General features: G+C 67.5%; 15 protein-coding genes. 6 read left to right on the plus strand and 9 right to left on the minus strand.

The genetic code is table 11. The features are described from left to right. Window positions 1–43: 43 nt before the first annotated feature. The gene (locus tag J2S73_RS20665) at window positions 44–643 is read right to left on the minus strand and encodes a carbonic anhydrase (RefSeq protein WP_306887594.1); all 600 of its coding nucleotides are present in this window, start codon (window positions 641–643) and stop codon (window positions 44–46) included. A 270-nt stretch (window positions 644–913) separates the two neighbouring features. On the opposite strand from J2S73_RS20665, the gene J2S73_RS20670 reads away from it, so the two are divergent. Then, window positions 914–1,417, plus strand: a complete 504-nt coding sequence (locus J2S73_RS20670; RefSeq protein ID WP_306887595.1) for a DUF6790 family protein — start codon at window positions 914–916, stop codon at window positions 1,415–1,417. A 24-nt stretch (window positions 1,418–1,441) separates the two neighbouring features. Here J2S73_RS20670 and J2S73_RS20675 read toward each other — a convergent pair whose 3' ends face one another. From J2S73_RS20675 to pcaC, 7 genes are all read right to left on the minus strand, one after another. Then, entirely contained in the window at window positions 1,442–2,980 is a 1,539-nt protein-coding gene (locus tag J2S73_RS20675) for a class I adenylate-forming enzyme family protein (protein ID WP_306887596.1), read from the minus strand. Between the two features lie 123 nt (window positions 2,981–3,103). Continuing rightward, window positions 3,104–4,384, minus strand: coding sequence for an acyl-CoA dehydrogenase family protein (locus tag J2S73_RS20680; protein WP_306887597.1), 1,281 nt, complete (start codon window positions 4,382–4,384; stop codon window positions 3,104–3,106). A gap of 17 nt (window positions 4,385–4,401) precedes the next feature. Continuing rightward, complete coding sequence (locus tag J2S73_RS20685; protein WP_306887598.1) at window positions 4,402–5,232, minus strand: alpha/beta fold hydrolase; 831 nt, start codon at window positions 5,230–5,232, stop codon at window positions 4,402–4,404. Between the two features lie 183 nt (window positions 5,233–5,415). Further along, complete coding sequence (pobA, locus tag J2S73_RS20690; RefSeq protein WP_306887599.1) at window positions 5,416–6,585, minus strand: 4-hydroxybenzoate 3-monooxygenase; 1,170 nt, start codon at window positions 6,583–6,585, stop codon at window positions 5,416–5,418. A gap of 229 nt (window positions 6,586–6,814) precedes the next feature. Then, window positions 6,815–7,429: a protocatechuate 3,4-dioxygenase subunit alpha gene (gene pcaG, locus J2S73_RS20695; protein ID WP_306887600.1), complete on the minus strand. Its 615-nt coding sequence runs from the start codon at window positions 7,427–7,429 to the stop codon at window positions 6,815–6,817. A gap of 1 nt (window position 7,430) precedes the next feature. Further along, window positions 7,431–8,213: a protocatechuate 3,4-dioxygenase subunit beta gene (pcaH, locus tag J2S73_RS20700; protein ID WP_306887601.1), complete on the minus strand. Its 783-nt coding sequence runs from the start codon at window positions 8,211–8,213 to the stop codon at window positions 7,431–7,433. Continuing rightward, on the minus strand, window positions 8,210–8,617 hold the full coding sequence (pcaC, locus tag J2S73_RS20705) for a 4-carboxymuconolactone decarboxylase (RefSeq protein ID WP_306887602.1): 408 nt from the start codon (window positions 8,615–8,617) through the stop codon (window positions 8,210–8,212). Before pcaC ends, pcaH begins: the two co-directional genes overlap by 4 nt. Before the next feature lie 182 nt (window positions 8,618–8,799). Between pcaC and pcaQ the strand changes: the two genes are divergently transcribed. Continuing rightward, window positions 8,800–9,726 carry a pca operon transcription factor PcaQ gene (gene pcaQ, locus J2S73_RS20710; RefSeq protein ID WP_306887635.1) on the plus strand — a complete coding sequence of 309 codons (927 nt, stop codon included), beginning with the start codon at window positions 8,800–8,802 and terminating at the stop codon, window positions 9,724–9,726. Window positions 9,727–9,952: 226 nt separating this feature from the next. Here the strand turns inward: pcaQ and J2S73_RS20715 are convergent, their stop codons facing one another. Further along, on the minus strand, window positions 9,953–10,633 hold the full coding sequence (locus J2S73_RS20715) for a GGDEF domain-containing protein (RefSeq protein WP_306887603.1): 681 nt from the start codon (window positions 10,631–10,633) through the stop codon (window positions 9,953–9,955). Between the two features lie 262 nt (window positions 10,634–10,895). Between J2S73_RS20715 and J2S73_RS20720 the strand changes: the two genes are divergently transcribed. Genes J2S73_RS20720 through J2S73_RS20735 form a run of 4 tightly spaced genes read left to right on the plus strand, consistent with a single transcriptional unit; the run spans window position 10,896 to window position 16,041 of the window. After that, window positions 10,896–12,152, plus strand: a complete 1,257-nt coding sequence (locus tag J2S73_RS20720) for a sarcosine oxidase subunit beta family protein (protein WP_306887604.1) — start codon at window positions 10,896–10,898, stop codon at window positions 12,150–12,152. 10 nt (window positions 12,153–12,162) lie between these two features. After that, the gene (locus J2S73_RS20725) at window positions 12,163–12,429 is read left to right on the plus strand and encodes a sarcosine oxidase subunit delta (protein WP_306887606.1); all 267 of its coding nucleotides are present in this window, start codon (window positions 12,163–12,165) and stop codon (window positions 12,427–12,429) included. After that, the gene (locus J2S73_RS20730) at window positions 12,426–15,431 is read left to right on the plus strand and encodes a sarcosine oxidase subunit alpha family protein (protein ID WP_306887607.1); all 3,006 of its coding nucleotides are present in this window, start codon (window positions 12,426–12,428) and stop codon (window positions 15,429–15,431) included. The genes J2S73_RS20725 and J2S73_RS20730 overlap by 4 nt, the downstream gene beginning before the upstream one ends. Beyond that, window positions 15,424–16,041 (plus strand): sarcosine oxidase subunit gamma, encoded by a 618-nt coding sequence (locus J2S73_RS20735; RefSeq protein WP_306887609.1) that lies wholly within the window; start codon window positions 15,424–15,426, stop codon window positions 16,039–16,041. Before J2S73_RS20730 ends, J2S73_RS20735 begins: the two co-directional genes overlap by 8 nt. Window positions 16,042–16,098 lie beyond the last annotated feature (57 nt).

A 16,098-nucleotide genomic window follows, 5' to 3' on the forward strand; every position in this document is an offset into this window, starting at 1 on the left:
TTCGCACTGACGCGGTGATCGATCTCCGCGCCGATCCCGGGCCTTACACCTCAAGCCGCCGCAGGTCGTCGGCAATGCAGTTGATGTGGCCGTTGGTGAGCCGGTAGGCCCAGCCGTGAACGTGGATGTCCTGTCCCCGGTCCAGGGCGTCGCGCACGATCGGATCCTCCAGCACCCGGCGCGCCTGGGCTTCCACCGAAAGTTCGCACAGCCGATCGTAGCGGTCCGATACGCTTGCGATGGCGTCGAGTTCGTCGCGATGAAGCCGGGCGATGTCCCGAATCGGCTGGAGCCAGTGATCGACCAGACCGCCCGGCGAGCGCTCCATCGCGGCGCGGATGCCGCCGCAGCCATAGTGACCGCAGACGATGATGTGCTGCACCTTCAGCACCTCCACCGCGAACTGCATCACCGACTGGCAGTTGATGTCGGCGTGGTGGACGAGGTTGGCGATGTTGCGGTGGACGAACACCTCGCCCGGCGGCAGATCGGTGATGACATTGGCCGGAACCCGGCTGTCGGCGCAGCCGATCCAGAGATATTTCGGCGACTGCTGGTGAACCAGCCGATCGAAGTAGCCGGCGTCGCGTTCGACCTGGCGCGCCGCCCAGTCCTTGTTCTGCTGCAATAGATGCCTGAGCACGAGCGCCCTCTTCCTCGCTGAAATCGACCGGCGCGTTGCCCGTTCCTCTGATCGGGGCCGGTTGCACCACCACATCGCGCCAAACGTGCCCGCGAAGGGCCGGCTCCTGTATATCCGCGCGAAACAGGCGTGACCATCCGGGGGCATCGGCCTTTACCCGGACCGGCCCTCCCTGCAGGACCAGATTCACGATCCCGACACCAATCCGGAACTCCCGCGCCGCTCTTCTTTGCGCTATCAAGTGAGCATTGCGAAGGGGAGGCCAGCACCTTGGAAAGCGCGATCGGGTTTGTTCTGTCGAACTTCACGCTCACCGCCCTCGTTCTGGGGCTCGTGGCGTCCGCGATCGCGATCGCGCGGGCGCCGAAGGTAACGTACTCTCTGGTTGTGGAGAAGCTGTTCGCCTACTTCTTGCTTTTCTCCATCTTCTTCGCGCTGTTCTACAACTTCGTGATGCACGTCTTCTTCGGGAAGATGGCGGCAAGCTTCATCGGCTGGGCCGACAGCCCGTTCCAGGCCGAGGTCGGGTTCGCCTCGCTGGGGTTCGCGGTGGTCGGTCTGCTCGCCTTCTTCGGAAACCGCGGACTGCGGATCGCCGCGGTGGTCGGGCCGGCGATGTTCCTGTGGGGCGCGGCCGCAGGCCACGTCTACCAGATGGTGACCGCCCACAATTTCGCCCCCGGCAATGCCGGCATCATCTTCTGGACCGATATCCTGATGCCGGCGATCGGCTTCGTCTTCCTGTTTCTCCAGCGCGGCCAGGCTCCCCGGTAGATCCGGGAGCGCAAAGAGGTCCGCTCAGGCGTCGGCAGCTTCCCTTTCTCTCGCCAGGTCCGCCTTGATCTGAAAGTGCTGGACCTTGCCCATGGCGTTCTTGGGAAGATCGTCGACGAAGCGGATTTCGCGCGGAACCTTGAAGCGGGCCAGGTGGGCGCGCAGATGGGCGATGATCTCGTCCTCGCTCGGCGCCAGACCCGGCCGGGCGACGAGAAAGGCGACCGGCACCTCCTGCCAGTGGGGATCGGGCCGGCCGACCACCGCCGCCTCGACAATGGCCGGATGCTCGTGCAGCACCCGCTCCACCTCCGCCGGATAGATGTTCTCGCCCCCGGAAATGATCACGTTCTTCTTGCGGTCGTGGACGTAGAAATAGCCGTCGGCGTCGCGGGTGGCGATGTCCCCTGTGTGGAACCAGCCGTTGCGCAGGACGTCGGAGGTCGCCGCCTCGTCGCCCCAGTATTCGTAGAGCGTGGTCGGGCCGCGGACGATGATCTCGCCGGCGGTGCCCGGCGGAAGCTCGGTGCCGGCCGCGTCGACCACCTTCGCCTCGCAGGCAAGCCCCGGCAGCCCGGTCGTGCCCCGGCGCGCGATCGAATCCGCCCCGCCGAGACGGGTGTAGATGCAGATCGGCGCCGTCTCGGTGGATCCGTAGACCTGCAGAACCGGAATGCCGCGCGCATGGAACGCCTCGACCAGCGGCTGCGGGACGATCGTCGAGCCGGTCGTCACGGCCCTCAGCGACGAGAAGTCGGCCGTGGCGGCATCCGGATGCTCCAGCACGGCGAGCATCGTCGCCGGCACGAGCACGGTGAGCGTCGGACGATCCTCGGTGATGGCCTTCAACGCGGCGGTGGGCTCGAAGCGGTCGTGCAGGGTGACCGTCGCACCCGCCTGCAGCGCCGGCGTCGTCTGAATGTTGAGCCCGCCGACATGGAACATCGGCAGCGAGGTGAAGACGTGGTCGGCCGACGTCATGTCGTGCATGTGGGTGGACTGGATCGCGTTCCAGACCAGCGCGTCCTGGCGCAGCACGGCCCCTTTCGGCCGCCCGGTGGTGCCGGACGTGTAGACGATCAGCAGCGGACAGGTGGTGTCGATGTGGGGATTGCGCCCGTCGCCGTCGGCGCCGTCGAGCAAGCCGGCCAGGTCGGTGCCGCGATCGGGCGTGAAGTCGAGCCCCACCTGCCGGCATTCGGGAAGCGCCGAGGCGAGCGGCTCCAGCACGCCCTCGAAAGCCCGCTCGACGAACAGGGCCTTCACCGAGGCGTGCTCCAGAATGTAGAGATGCTCCGGCGTGGCCAGCCGCCAGTTGATCGGCACCAGCATCGCGCCCAGGCGCGCGCAGGCATAAAGCAGCACCAGATAGTCCGGCCGGTTGAGCGACAGGATCGCGACCCGGTCGCCGCGCCCGACACCGAGCCGGGTCTTCAGCGCGAACGCCGTCGAATGGATGCGCTTGGCCAACTCGGCGTAGGTCAGCGTCTGTCCGGGAAACCGGATCGCGTCCTTGTCCGGCGTGAACGCGGCGTTGCGGTCGATCAGGTCGGAAAGGTCCATGGGCGTCCATCCCAAAGGAGAATCAAAGACGGAGCTGTGGCCGCGCCCGGTGCCTCATCCGCCGCTCACTCCCGCTATTGCGGAAATGAGCGGGGTCAAGAGCGCCACCGGCGTCGCCAGAGATTACTCGTCGTCCGTCTCGCCCGGCTCGTAGAGCGCGCCCTTGCCGATCCGGTCGACGCACAGCTCCGCGGTCCACGGCAGCATCAGCGAGCCGCAGCGCGTGTCCCGGTAGATCCGCTCCAGCGGCAGGGACTTCAGCATCGACTGGCCGCCGCAGGTGCGGATGGCAAGCTGCGCGATGTCGTTGGCGAACTCCATCACGGTGTACTGGGCCGCCCAGGCGCGCAGCACCTGGTCCTTGGACGGGTTCGGCCGCGCCTCGGTGATGGCCTGGAACCAGAGCGCCTTGGCCTGCTCCAGCTTGATGCGCATCTCCGCGACCGCGATCTGCTTGGTCGGGTACATGCGCCGCTTCACCGGCGGCATGCCCGGCACCTCGCCGCGCAGATAGGCGACCGTGAAGTCGTAGGCCGCCTGGGCCTGGCCCATATAGGTAGGCGACAGGGTCATGAACATGTGCGGCCAGTTGGCGGCGGCGTTGAAATAGAGGCCGCGCGGCATCAGCGCCTCGTCCTCCGCGACGAACACGTCGTCGAACAGCAGCGTGCGGGACACGGTGCCGCGCATGCCGAGGGGATCCCAGTCGCCGACCACGCTCACGCCCTTGGCGTTGGCGTCGACGGCCAGATAGAGCGTGTTGCGCCGGCTCTTCTTTCCGTCAGGTTCGGTCTCGGTGCACAGCACGCCGTAATAGTTGGCGTTGCCGGAGAGCGAGGCGAAGATCTTCTTGCCGCGCACGATCCAGCCGCCTTCGACCGGAACCGCCTCGGTGGAGAACGCCACGCCGCCGGCCGCCGCCGCTCCGCCCTCGGAGAACGGCTGCGCGTAGATGGCGCCATCCTCGACGATGCGCTTGTAGTGGATCGCGCGCCGGCGCTCGTGGGCCTCGCGGTCCTCCGGCGACATCTCCAGATCGTCGGCGAGCGGCCCGGACCACAGCGTCGAACAGACATGCATGTTCCAGGTGAGTGCCGTGGCCCCGCAATAGCGGCCGACCTCGGCCGCCGTCAGCGCGTAGCTCTGGTAGCCCGCCCCGCCGCCGCCGAAGCGTTCCGGCACGCACAGGGCGAGCAGGCCGGCCTCGTAGAGGTCCTTGTAGTTCTCGGTCGGGAACCGGGCCTCGCGGTCGTATTCGGGCGCGCGCGGCGCGAACTTCGCCTTGCCGAGCTTGCGGGCGGTCTCGCACCACTCGGCCTGCTTGTCGCTCAGACGGAAGGCCGAAGGCTCGAACATCGGCGCGTCGATGTCGACGCTCTCGATATCAATGGTGGGGACGTTCATGGATCGGTCCTCCTCGCTTAGGCGTGGACGCTGTCATGGCCGGCGAGAAAGTCGCGCATGGCCTCGGTGAATGCGTCGGGTTGGTCCAGATTGGCGAGATGCCCCGCCCCGTCGAGCTGGACATAGGTCGCGGTCGCGATCTTGTCCGCCATCTTCTGCATGACCTGGGGCGGCGCACTGGTGTCCTCGGTGCCGGCAATCAGCAGCGCGGGGACGGAAATGTTGGGGAGATTGGCGCGCTGGTCGAAATCCACGAGGGCATAGACCATCGCGCGGAAACTCTCTTCCGGCGTCGCGGCCAGCGCGTCGCGGCCGATGCGGAAGCCCTCCGGATCCGGGTTCGGGCCGGTCAGGCCCTTCATCATCCCGTCGGCGAGTTCGGCCATGGTCCTGCCGGCATCGAGCGGCGCCAGCCGGCCCTCGATGAACTTCTTCTGGAAGTCGCCGTCGGGCCGGCCGAAGGCCGGGCTCGTCCCGGTGAGCACGATCGCCTTCGGCGAGACGAGGCCGGCGGCCATGGCTTCCTGCACGATCATGCCGCCCAGCGACTGGCCGACCAGGATCGCGTCGCGCGCATCGATCGCGGAGAGAAAATCGCCGAGTGCGGCGGCCAGCGTCGGCAGGGTCGCCGTCTCAAGCGGCGCGGACGTTCCGTAGCCGGGCACGTCCCAGGAGATCACGTGGAAATCGGGCGCGAAGGCCGCCATCTGCGGATCGAACACCTCCGCACGACCGCCGATGCCGTGAATGAAGACGATGGTCGTCCCGGAGGCGTCGCCGCCTTCGGTGTAGCCGAACCGTCCGTCGGCCGTGGCCGTACGCGTGATCCCAGCGGAGCCGGCTGCCATGCGGCTGATCCTCCCGAAAAAGCCTGATCGGGAGACCATAGCACATCGAAATTACATGAAAAGGAATAGTTTTAGGTCGAAACGGCCCAATAGGGCGCCATGCCCCGGCGCCCCGGCTACCTGTCCGGCAGTCCGGCCGGACCCGGCTCGCCTGCCGCAAACCGGCCGCCCGCAGATCGGTCGTCAGTCGTAGGGCAGTCCCACATAGTTCTCTGCAAGCGCGGCCTGGGCGGCCCGCGAACTCATCAGGAAGTCGAGTTCCGCCCGCTTCACGCGGACGTCGAACGCCTCCTCGTCGAACTTGTGCAGCAGCGTCGTCATCCACCAGGAGAACCGCTCGGCCAGCCAGATCCGGCGCAGCGCCTTGGCGGAATAGTCGTGAAGTTCCGTTTCCGCGCCGGTCTTGTAGTAGCTGATGAGCGCCGTGGAGAGATAGAACACGTCCGAGGCCGCCAGATTGAGCCCCTTGGCACCGGTCGGCGGCACGATGTGCGCGGAATCGCCGACCAGAAACATCCGGCCGTGGGTCATGGGCTCGGCGACGAAGCTCCGCAGCGGCGCGATCGACTTCTCGATCGACGGCCCGGTGACCAGCCGGTCGGCGGCGTCCTGCGGAAGGCGCGCCTTCAGCTCCTCCCAGAACCGGTCGTCGGACCAGTCCTCCACCTTGTCCTGGGACGAGACCTGGACGTAGTAGCGGCTGAGCGTCCGCGACCTGAGCGAGCAGAGCGCGAACCCGCGCGGATGGCCGGAATAGATCAGCTCCTCGGAGACCGGCGGCGTCTCCGACAGGACGCCGAGCCAGCCGAACGGATAGACCTTTTCGTAGACCCGCAACTTGTCGGCCGGAATGGACTTGCGGCTTGGCCCATGAAACCCGTCGCAGCCGGCAATGAAGTCGCAGTCCAGGCGATGCTCTTCGCCGTCCTTGGTGAAGGTGACGTAGGGACTGTCCGTGTCGGTGTCGTGCAGGGCGACGTCCTGGGCCTCGTGAATGATCGTGCCCTGCATGTCGTCGCGCGCCTTGTAGAGGTCGCGCGTCACTTCGGTCTGGCCGTACACCATGACGGTCTTGCCGACGAGTTCGCGGAAATTGATATGCAGGCGGTGGTCCTCGAAGGTGATCTCCGTTCCCTCGTGAACCTCGCCCTCCCTGTCCATGCGCTCGCCGACGCCGGCCTGGCGCAGCTGATCGGCCAGGCCCTGCTCCAGCACGCCGGCGCGGATGCGCGAAAGCACATAGTCGCGCGTCTGCCGCTCGAGGATGACTGTCTCGACGCCGGCGAGATGCAATCGCTGGGACAGAAGCAGGCCGGACGGACCGCCGCCGATGATTGCAACCTGGGTCTTCACGTCGCTCGCTCCCTCATCACGTGCGGGATCTGCCTTCCCGCGGCATTACGTTGCCCGGCTTCGCAAGGATCAGTCCCGCGCCCGCCGATGCGCGGGTGACCAAGCCGAGCCCTCCGACGGCGCGGCCGTCTGGAAACGGGGCATGGCTCCGCGCCGCGCCCCGCCTGGATTTGTGATCGTCATCGACACCGCCGGGCCGCTCGAAACGAACCGTCCCGGTCGGTGCCCCCTAGACGTCGAAGAAGACGGTCTCGTTCTCACCCTGCAGGCGGATATCGATCGCATAGGTCGGCGTTCCGCCGCCGTCCTTGCGTGCGGCCATCAGCGTGTCGCGGCGAGGCGGCGGCACGAGCTGCAGGATGGGATCCTGGGCGTTGGCCTCCTCATCCGCGAAATAGATCCGCGTGTTGAGATGGATGTTGATGCCGCGGGAAAAGATCGTCAGGGCGACATGGGGCGCCATCGGCGACCCGTCCGGCCCGGCGACCGCCCCCGGCTTCACCGTCTCGAAGACATAGTGGCCGGACTTCAGGTCGGAGGCGGCGCGTCCGAAGCCCCGGAAATCGGCAGCGATCTCGCCGGCCTTCGGATCCAGCGGGTGGCGATAGCGCCCCTGTCCGTCGGCCTGCCACAGCTCGATTACCGCGTCCGTCACCGGCGCGCCGGTGCCGTCCCACAGATCGATCTCAAGCTTGATCGCCTCGCCGTCGGTCTGCGGACCCGCAACGACGTGGAGATTTTCCTGGGTCCGCATCTGGATGCCCGCAACCGAGGGGACCAGACCGATATGAACGTAAGGGCCCGCCGTCTGGGAGGGCGTTTCGCGAAGCAGGTTCACCGGCATCTCACATGCCCTCCTTCATGTTCTCGAAGAAGCTCTGGCGCGGCCCGCGCAGCACGATGTCGAAGCGGTAGGCCAGGCAGTCGTGGGGTGTGTTGGCCGTCATGTCGAGTTTCGCGGTCATCGCCTCCACACCCTTCTGGTCGGGCACGGAATTCACGATCGGACAGATCGGGATCAGCGGATCGCCCTCGAAATACATCTGGGTGATCATCCGGGTGGCAAACGACGGACCGAACAGCGAGTAGTGGATGTGGGCCGGACGCCAGCTGTTCAGATAGTTCCGCCAGGGATAGGGCCCCGGACGGATCGTCCAGTAGTGATAGTGGCCGGTCTCGTCGGTCATGACCCGGCCGCAGCCGGCGAAATTCGGATCCAGCGGCGCGAGATAGGTTTCCGTCTTGTGGCGATAGCGTCCGCCCGCGTTGGCCTGCCAGACCTCGACCAGCGTGTTGGGAATGCCGCGTCCGTCCTGATCCATCACCCGGCCGTGGACGATGATGCGCTCGCCGATCGGCTCGCCGTCGACCTGACCGTTGCGGATCATGTTGTTGTCGAGCGGATCGAGATCGTTGTGCCCGAAGACCGGACCGGTGACTTCGGTCATGGTCTGGGGCAGCGACAGCAGCGCCTGCCTGGGCGAGCGCGCCACGGTGGACTTGTAGTCCGGGAAATAGGCCGGCGGCTGCAGCTCACGCTCGCGCGGCTGATAGCCCTGCGCGAAGCCACCGAGATCGTTCCGGCCGGGCAACGGGCCCGATCCGGTCCGTCTGACTTGCTCGTTCATGAGGTTACCTCCTCCCTCCATTGGGGACCCTCGCCCTCGGCGAGAACTTTCTTGGCGATGCCGATGCAGGTGTTGGCCGCCGGCACGCCCGCGTAGATGGCGACGTGCATCAGCACGTCCTTGAGATCCTCGACGGTCGCCCCCGTCCGGCGCATGGCGCGGACGTGCATGGCGAACTCGTCGTGGTGACCGCCGGCCGCCAGAAGCGCGACCGTGATCATGGAGCGCTCCCGCTTGGACAGGCTGGGCGTGCTCCACACGGAGCCCCAGGCCGATTCCACGATGAAGCGCTGGAAGTCGGCGTCGAACTCGGTCTTGCGGGCCTCGGCCCGATCGACATGTTCGTCGCCGAGGACCGATCGCCGAACGGCCATGCCGGTGTCGAAGCGCTCGTCTTTACTCATCGCGTTTCCGTTCACGTGCCTGTTTGCTGCGAAGGCGGCTTGCGGCCGGTCGGCCAGCGCACGCGCTGACCGCCCCATCTGGAGGGGTGACGGCGCAACCGTCTTTGACTTTTGTCAAAGATAAATATTGTCATATCGGCATGTAAAATTACAAATAGCGCGATTAATATAACTGTTTGAGCATGATACCGGCCCGCGTCAAATTCCGCCACCTCCAGTGTCTCCTGCAGACGGCCCGCCTCGGCGGCGTCGCCAAGGCGGCGAAGAGCCTGGGCGTCAGCCAGCCGGCCGTCTCCAAGGCGCTCGCCGAACTGGAGGAGATCCTCGGCGTCCAGCTGATGGAGCGCGGGCGCGGCGGCGTCGTCCTGACGCCGGTCGGCGAGATGTTCGTGCGCTATGCCGGCGCCAGCGTGGCAGCGCTCAGGCAGGGTCTGGACGGTGTGGCCCGGTCGCGGATGGAAGAAGAGATCGTCCTGACGGTGGGCGTTCTTCCCTCAGTGGCCGGCCGGGTCGTCCCTGCCGCCGTCGACCGGTTCCGAAGGGCCCAGCCCGGCGTCACCCTCAAGGTGGTCAGCGGCCCCAATCTGCACCTGCTCGACCAGCTTCGCCTGGGGGCGCTCGACCTGGTCCTCGGCCGCCTCGGCGCGCCGGACACGATGATGGGGCTGAGCTTCACGCACCTCTATTCGGAGACCGTCAGCTTCGTGGTGCGGCCGGGCCATCCACTGGCAAGCGCCCCGGACCTGTCCGGCATCACCGCCTATCCCGTCCTCGTCCCCGACCAGGAGGCCGCCATCCGCGGGATCGTCGAGCGGTATCTGCTGGCCAGCGGCATCGGCCACATCCCCGACCGGATCGAAACCGTCTCGAACGATTTCGGGCGCGCCTATACCAGACGATCGGATGCGGTCTGGATCATCTCGTCCGGCGTGGTCGCCCTCGACGTTCAGGAGGGCGCCCTGGTCGAGCTCCCCTTCGAGGTCTCCGACACCTCCGGCCCGGTCGGCGTCACCACCCGGGCGGACGCCGAAGTTTCGCCGGCCGCGCGCTCCTTCATCGACGCGATGGAGCACGCTTCGGCCGCCGCTATGCCCTCACTCAAAACATGAAATATTTTCTATAATTATTTGTTTTTAATAAATTTTTATCCATAAACTAAAGCTTTACAAAAGGATCGGGTTTCCTCTCCTGGCGGAGGCTTAGCACGCCATCTGTAAACAGGTGGTTTGCTGCCGGTTCCTGTCTGCCAGCCCGATGCCCAAGCATCAGCCATGCGGGATCCGGACAGACCAAGGCACGTGCCACAGGGCCCCGCTAAGCGTTTCGAACAGGCCGTCAGCAGCCGCCCGCCGCGGCCTTTCCGGGAGCCCCGTCCCACCAGTCGGCAACCGCCACCCGGTTCTTGCCGGCGGACTTCGCTTCGTACATCAGCGCGGAAATCCGACGGATCAGATCCTCGACGTCCTCGCCCTCGGCGAGGGCGCCCACGCCGATCGAAACCGACATCTCGACCGGCCCGACCGAGCCCTCGAGCGGCCGCGAGGCCATCTGGTTGCGAATCCGCTCCGCGATGCCGACCGCGCTCGACAGGTCCACACCCGGCAGAAGCAGCACGAACTCGTCGCCGCCCCAGCGCACGAGCATGTCGTAGGGCCGGCTGAGGTCCCGCAGACGGACCGCCGCCGACCGCAGCAACCCGTCGGTCGCCACGTGCCCGTAGGTCCGGTTGAGCTCCTTCAGATTGTCCACGTCGATGAACAGCGCCGAGACCGGCTCACCCAGACGCTGGCGCCGCCCCGTCACCTGGACGTGCAGCCGCTGAAGGCCGCGCCGATTGTAGGCACCGGTGAGCACGTCGTGCTCCACCTGAGCCTCCAGCTCGAGCGCAAGGTCCCGCGCCAGCTCCAGATTCGCCCTGAGCCGCTCCGGAGGCATGGTCTCGAAACGATCCAGGATCTGCTCCAGAATCGTGGAGGCGGCCGCCAGCGCCGGCGGCTCGAACTCGTTCCCTGACACGCAATAGCCCTTTATCGGCTCGCAAGGATCGCCCGTCCTTGGTGACGCGGCACGCAGAGGCACACGTCCAGCTTGGGAAATGAAGGGCACCCGATCTCCCGCCATCGATCGGGCCATCAAGACCAGTCATGGTCTCAAGAAGCTTTGGTCATGCATGCATCGCGCCACTCCATCGGGGCGCACGATACGTTAGCGTACGGAGGTTCTAATCCATCGAAGCCGCCGTGGACAGTCACGTCAGCACGAACCAACCGGGCGACCTATGCGCTACTCACTTGGCTCGATCATCGCAAACGCCGTCTCCGGCCAGCGCCTGTGGCCGATGGCGTGGCGCAAGGCCGCCCCGAAACCGTCCTATGACGCGATCATCGTCGGCGGCGGCGGTCACGGCCTGGCGACGGCCTACTACCTGGCGAAGGAGCACGGCCTGACCAACATCGCGGTGGTCGAGAAAGGCTGGCTCGGCGGCGGCAATGTCGGGCGAAACACGACGATCATCCGCTCCAACTACATGCTTCCGGACAACACCCGCTTCTATGAGTGGTCGCTGAAGCTCTGGGAAAATCTGTCGCGGGAACTGAATTTCAACGCGATGGTGTCCCAGCGCGGCGTCATCAACCTGGCGCATACCCCGGCCCAGCTCGATGCCTACGCCCGCCGCGGCAACGCCATGCGGCTCGCCGGCGTCGACGCCGAACTCCTCGACCGCGACGAGGTCGCGCGCCGGGTTCCCGGCCTGGACGTGTCGGACCAGGCTCGGTTTCCGATCCTCGGCGGCATTTGCCAGCCCCGCGGCGGCACCGTCCGCCATGATGCGGTCGCCTGGGGCTACGCCCGCGCCGCCGACCGGCTCGGGGTCGACATCATCGAGAACTGCGAGGTCACCGGGTTCGTCTATGACGGGGAGCGCGTCGCCGGCGTGGACACCACCCGGGGCCGCATTGAAGCGCCGAAGGTCGGTGTCGCGGTCGCCGGATCGACATCCCAGGTGATGCGGCTTGCCGGTTTCGAGCGGCTGCCGATCGAAAGCCACGTGCTGCAGGCCTTCGTGTCGGAAGGCCTCAAGCCGTTCCTGGACACCGTGGTCACGTTCGGCGCCGGCCATCTCTACATCTCCCAGTCCGACAAGGGCGGGCTGGTCTTCGGTGGCGACATCGACGGCTACAATTCCTACGCCCAGCGCGGCAACCTGCCGATCGTGGAGGACGTGGCGTCGAGCGCGGTGGCGATGTTCCCGTCGCTCGCCCGCATCCGGCTTCTGCGGTCCTGGGGCGGGATCATGGACATGTCGATGGACGGCAGCCCGATCATCGACAGGACGCCGAAGCCGGGCCTCTATCTCAACGCCGGCTGGTGTTACGGCGGCTTCAAGGCCACGCCGGGATCGGGCTGGTGCTTCGCCCACACGATCGCCCGCGACGAGCCTCATCCGCTGAACGCCGCCTTCTCCCTCGACCGGTTCCGCACCGGCGCGCTCCTCGACGAGCGCGGCGCCGGCGCCACCCCCCGCCTGCACTGACGAGACGCCGATGCGCATCCCCTGCCCGTTCTGCGGCCCCCGCTCCGTTTCCGAATTCACCTACGAAGGCGACGCCACCGTCGTGCGCCCGCCCCTGGACGCGGACCCCGACACCTGGTTCGCCGCCGTCTACGAGCGGACCAATCCGCGCGGCTCCCACCAGGAGATCTGGCATCACATCCAGGGCTGCCGCTCGTTCCTCCGGGTGAGCCGCGACACCGCCACCCACGCCATTCAGGGGGCTGCGATGATCGCGCCCGAGGGAGCAGACGAATGAGCGGATACCGTCTGCCCGAAGGCGGCGCGCTGATCGATCGCGCCCGCCCGGTCGCCTTCCGTTTCGACGGGACCGACCGCTCCGGCTTCGCCGGCGACACCGTGGCCTCCGCGCTCCTCGCCGATGGCCAGCGGCTGTTCGGCCGCTCCTTCAAATACCATCGCCCGCGCGGCATTCTGGGCGCCGGCGTGGAGGAACCGAACGCCCTGATGACCCTCGGCAGAGGCGCTTCGACCGAACCCAACATACAGGCAACGATTTCCGAGATATATCAGGGACTTGAAGCCCAAAGCCAGAACCGCTGGCCAAGCTTGCGACATGACTTCATGTCTTGGCCATTAACCATTTTATCTCAAGGATTTAAGGCCGGTTTTTACTACAAGACTTTCATGGGGCCTGGGCGGCACGCCTGGCGGGTCTACGAGCCGATCATCCGCAAGGCGGCCGGGCTCGGACGGGCAGATCCCAGCTTCGACGAAAGTCGTTACGAAAAGACCAACGCCTTCTGCGACGTGCTGGTCGTGGGGGCGGGCCCGGCGGGCCTTGCCGCCGCCCGCCGCGCAGCCCGCGCTGGACTTCGGGTGATCCTCGCAGACGAGACCCAGGCCCTCGGCGGCGACCTGTTCGAGACCCGGGCAACCGTCGAGGGTCAACCGGCGCAGGCCTGGGCGAAGGCCGTCGCGGCCGAGCTCGATGCCCTGCCCAACGTGCGTGTCCTCACCCGGACCAGCGTCTATGGCTACTATGACGGCAACGTGCTGGGCGCCGTGGAACGGGTTCAGGATCACCTCGGCGACCGGGATCCGGACCTGCCCCGCCAGCGCCACTGGACGCTCCATGCCGGCCACGTGATCCTGGCGGCGGGCGCGATCCAGCGGCCGATCGTCTTTCCGGGCAACGACCTGCCCGGCGTCATGCTCGCCAACGCCGTCGAGCGCTACATCGCCCGCTACGCCGTCGCGCCCGGCCGCCGCGCCGTCGTCTTCGGCACCGACGACAGCCTGTACCGCTCCGCCCTCGCCATGGTCCGCGCCGGGATCGATGTGGCTGCCGTGGTCGATGCCCGACCGCAGGCGCCCACCGCCCTCGCCGCTCCCCTGAAGGCGGCCGGCGTTCCGGTCCATGCCGGCACCGTCGTGACCGAGGCCCGGGGATCGAAGGGGCTCAGCCGCGTGTTCCTCGCCCGCTGCGACGAGGCCGGCCAGCCCCGGCCGGGCGGCAGCGATGCGGTCGATGCGGACCTTCTGGCCGTCGCCGGAGGCTGGACGCCGACGATCCATCTTGCCAGCCAGGCCGGCGGCGCACCGCAGTGGCGGCCCGACATCGACGCGTTCGTTCCCGGTGCACCCCGCGAAGCCTGGACCGCGGCCGGCGCGGCCAACGGCACGTTCGCGCTGGCCGATGTGCTTGCCGACGGGCTGCGCGCCGCCGATGCGGCGCTCGCTGCGCTCGGCCGGGAAAGCGCGGCCGGGCCGCCGATTGCGGCCGACGATCCGGACGCCGGCACCAATCCGCCCCTGGCATTGCGCGCGGTATCGTCGCCGACCGCCCGCGGCAAGGCGTTCGTCGACTTCCAGAACGACGTGCTCGCTGCCGACGTGACGCTTGCCCATCAGGAAGGCTACCGCTCCGTCGAGCATCTGAAGCGCTACACCACCCTCGGCATGGCGACCGACCAGGGCAAGACCTCCAACGTCAACGCGCTGGGCCTGATGGCCGATCTGGAAGGCCGGCCGATACCCGACGTGGGGACCACCCGCTTCCGTCCGCCCTACACGCCGGTCTCCCTCGGCGCGCTGGCGGGACGCGAGGTCGGAGATCATTTCCGCCCGACCCGCCGCACGCCGATGCACGACTGGCACCTGGCCCACGGCGCGGAGATGGTCGCAGCGGGCGCCTGGATGCGGCCGCGCGCCTATCTCAGGGCCGGCGAGAGCCTCACCGACGCCTACATTCGCGAAGCCCGCACCGTGCGCGAAGCGGTCGGCATCGTCGACGTCTCCACCCTCGGCAAGATCACCGTGCAGGGTCCGGACGCCGGCGACTTCCTCAACCGGGTCTACGTCAACGGCTTCGGCAAGCTGCCGGTCGGCAAGGCCCGCTACGGCGTAATGCTGCGCGAGGACGGCTTCGTCTACGACGACGGCACCACCTGGCGGCTGGCCGAGGACGACTTCCTGATGACCACCACGACGGCGAACGCGGCCGGCGTGCTGGCCCGGCTGGAACGCCATCTCGCCGTTGACTGGCCGGACATGAAGGTCGCCGTTGCCTCCGCCACGGATCAGTGGGCGGGTCTGGCGATCGCCGGTCCGCTGAGCCGCGAGGTGCTCGCCCGCATCGTGGAAGACGTCGACATGAGCGACGCCGGCCTCCCCTTTATGGGCGTCGCGCGGGGGCGGATCGGGGCCGCGCCGGTGATCGTCGCCCGCCTCTCCTTCTCCGGCGAGCTCGCCTACGAAGTCCATTGCGGCGCCCGTGACGGGCTGGCGGTCTGGGAAGCGGTTTTCGAGGCGGGCCAGTCGTCCGGGCTGGTGGCCTACGGCACGGAAGCGCTCGGCACGCTCCGCATCGAGAAGGGCCACGTCGCCGGCGCCGAACTCGACGGTCGGACCACGCTCGCCGATCTCCGTCTGGAGAAGATGGCCTCCTCCAAGAAGGCGTTCGTCGGCCAGGCCCTGATGACCCGCCCCGCGATGACGGCCGCCGATCGCAAGGTCCTGGTCGGTCTGAAGTCGCTCGACGGACAGGCGCTCAGGACCGGGGCCCATGTGGTGTCCGACGACATGCCGGACGGCATCCCGAGCCTGGGGCACGTGACCTCTCCGACCTATTCCCCGGCCCTCGGCGCCCACATTGCGCTGGCGCTGGTCTCCGGCGGGCGCGAGCGGACCGGGCAGCATCTGTCCGTGGTCGATCCGATCCGGGGCGCGCACCCGGTCCCGGTCGAAGTCGTGTCCCACCACTTCTACGATCCGCAGGGAGACCGGCTGAATGGCTGAGATGGAAGACGTCTTTCGCGGACGCCTGTCACCCGGCAGGCAGGGAGGCCGCAGCACCGCCACCCCGATCCGGATCGCCGCGATCGCGGGTGTGTCGGCGGCCCAGATCCAGGCCTGGCCGGGGAAGCGGGAGGGCGTCGCCGCCGCGCTGTCCGGATGCGGGATCGCGCTTCCGACGGAGCGCGACCTCACCTGCGACGGCGGGCGGATCTGCGGACGCATCGCGCCCGGCCGCTTCCTCGTCCTGTCCGACCGCCCCGTGGCCGACGTGACGGAAGCGGTCGCCTCCGATATCGGCGCGGTCGCGGATCTTTCCCACGCCCGGGCCGGCGTTCGGATCGCGGGCGACCGGGTCGAGGATCTGCTCGCCAAGGCAGCCGCGATCCCGTTCGACGCAACGGGCTTTCCGCCTGGGACACTGGCCCAGACCTCGATCCATCACATGGGGTGTCTGATCGTGCGCCGGACGGAGGACACGTTCGATCTCTACGTGCTGACCAGCTTCGCGGTGTCCTTCGCCGACTGGCTCACCGACGCAGCCCGGGAATTCGGCTGGGCGACGGGGCCGGCCGTGTCTCTCGCTCTTAAGGCGGAGCCGGTACACGGCTGATCCTCGCCAAGGTCGTTGATCGGCGGCCGACAACCGGCGCATGGTGGCGGCGTTCGT

The organism is Amorphus orientalis (assembly GCF_030814015.1).
In the GTDB taxonomy this organism is placed as follows: Bacteria; Pseudomonadota; Alphaproteobacteria; order Rhizobiales; family Amorphaceae; genus Amorphus; species Amorphus orientalis.

What these genes read in the sequence shown, in the direction of transcription:
- pcaQ (WP_306887635.1), top strand. Translation starts at nt 8,800, where the DNA reads ATGATACCGGCCCGCGTCAAATTCCGCCACCTCCAGTGTCTCCTGCAG.
- pcaC (WP_306887602.1), bottom strand. Translation starts at nt 8,617, where the DNA reads ATGAGTAAAGACGAGCGCTTCGACACCGGCATGGCCGTTCGGCGATCG.
- J2S73_RS20735 (WP_306887609.1), top strand. Translation starts at nt 15,424, where the DNA reads ATGGCTGAGATGGAAGACGTCTTTCGCGGACGCCTGTCACCCGGCAGG.
- pcaG (WP_306887600.1), bottom strand. Translation starts at nt 7,429, where the DNA reads ATGCCGGTGAACCTGCTTCGCGAAACGCCCTCCCAGACGGCGGGCCCT.
- J2S73_RS20725 (WP_306887606.1), top strand. Translation starts at nt 12,163, where the DNA reads ATGCGCATCCCCTGCCCGTTCTGCGGCCCCCGCTCCGTTTCCGAATTC.
- J2S73_RS20685 (WP_306887598.1), bottom strand. Translation starts at nt 5,232, where the DNA reads ATGGCAGCCGGCTCCGCTGGGATCACGCGTACGGCCACGGCCGACGGA.
- J2S73_RS20680 (WP_306887597.1), bottom strand. Translation starts at nt 4,384, where the DNA reads ATGAACGTCCCCACCATTGATATCGAGAGCGTCGACATCGACGCGCCG.
- J2S73_RS20730 (WP_306887607.1), top strand. Translation starts at nt 12,426, where the DNA reads ATGAGCGGATACCGTCTGCCCGAAGGCGGCGCGCTGATCGATCGCGCC.
- pcaH (WP_306887601.1), bottom strand. Translation starts at nt 8,213, where the DNA reads ATGAACGAGCAAGTCAGACGGACCGGATCGGGCCCGTTGCCCGGCCGG.
- J2S73_RS20720 (WP_306887604.1), top strand. Translation starts at nt 10,896, where the DNA reads ATGCGCTACTCACTTGGCTCGATCATCGCAAACGCCGTCTCCGGCCAG.
- J2S73_RS20675 (WP_306887596.1), bottom strand. Translation starts at nt 2,980, where the DNA reads ATGGACCTTTCCGACCTGATCGACCGCAACGCCGCGTTCACGCCGGAC.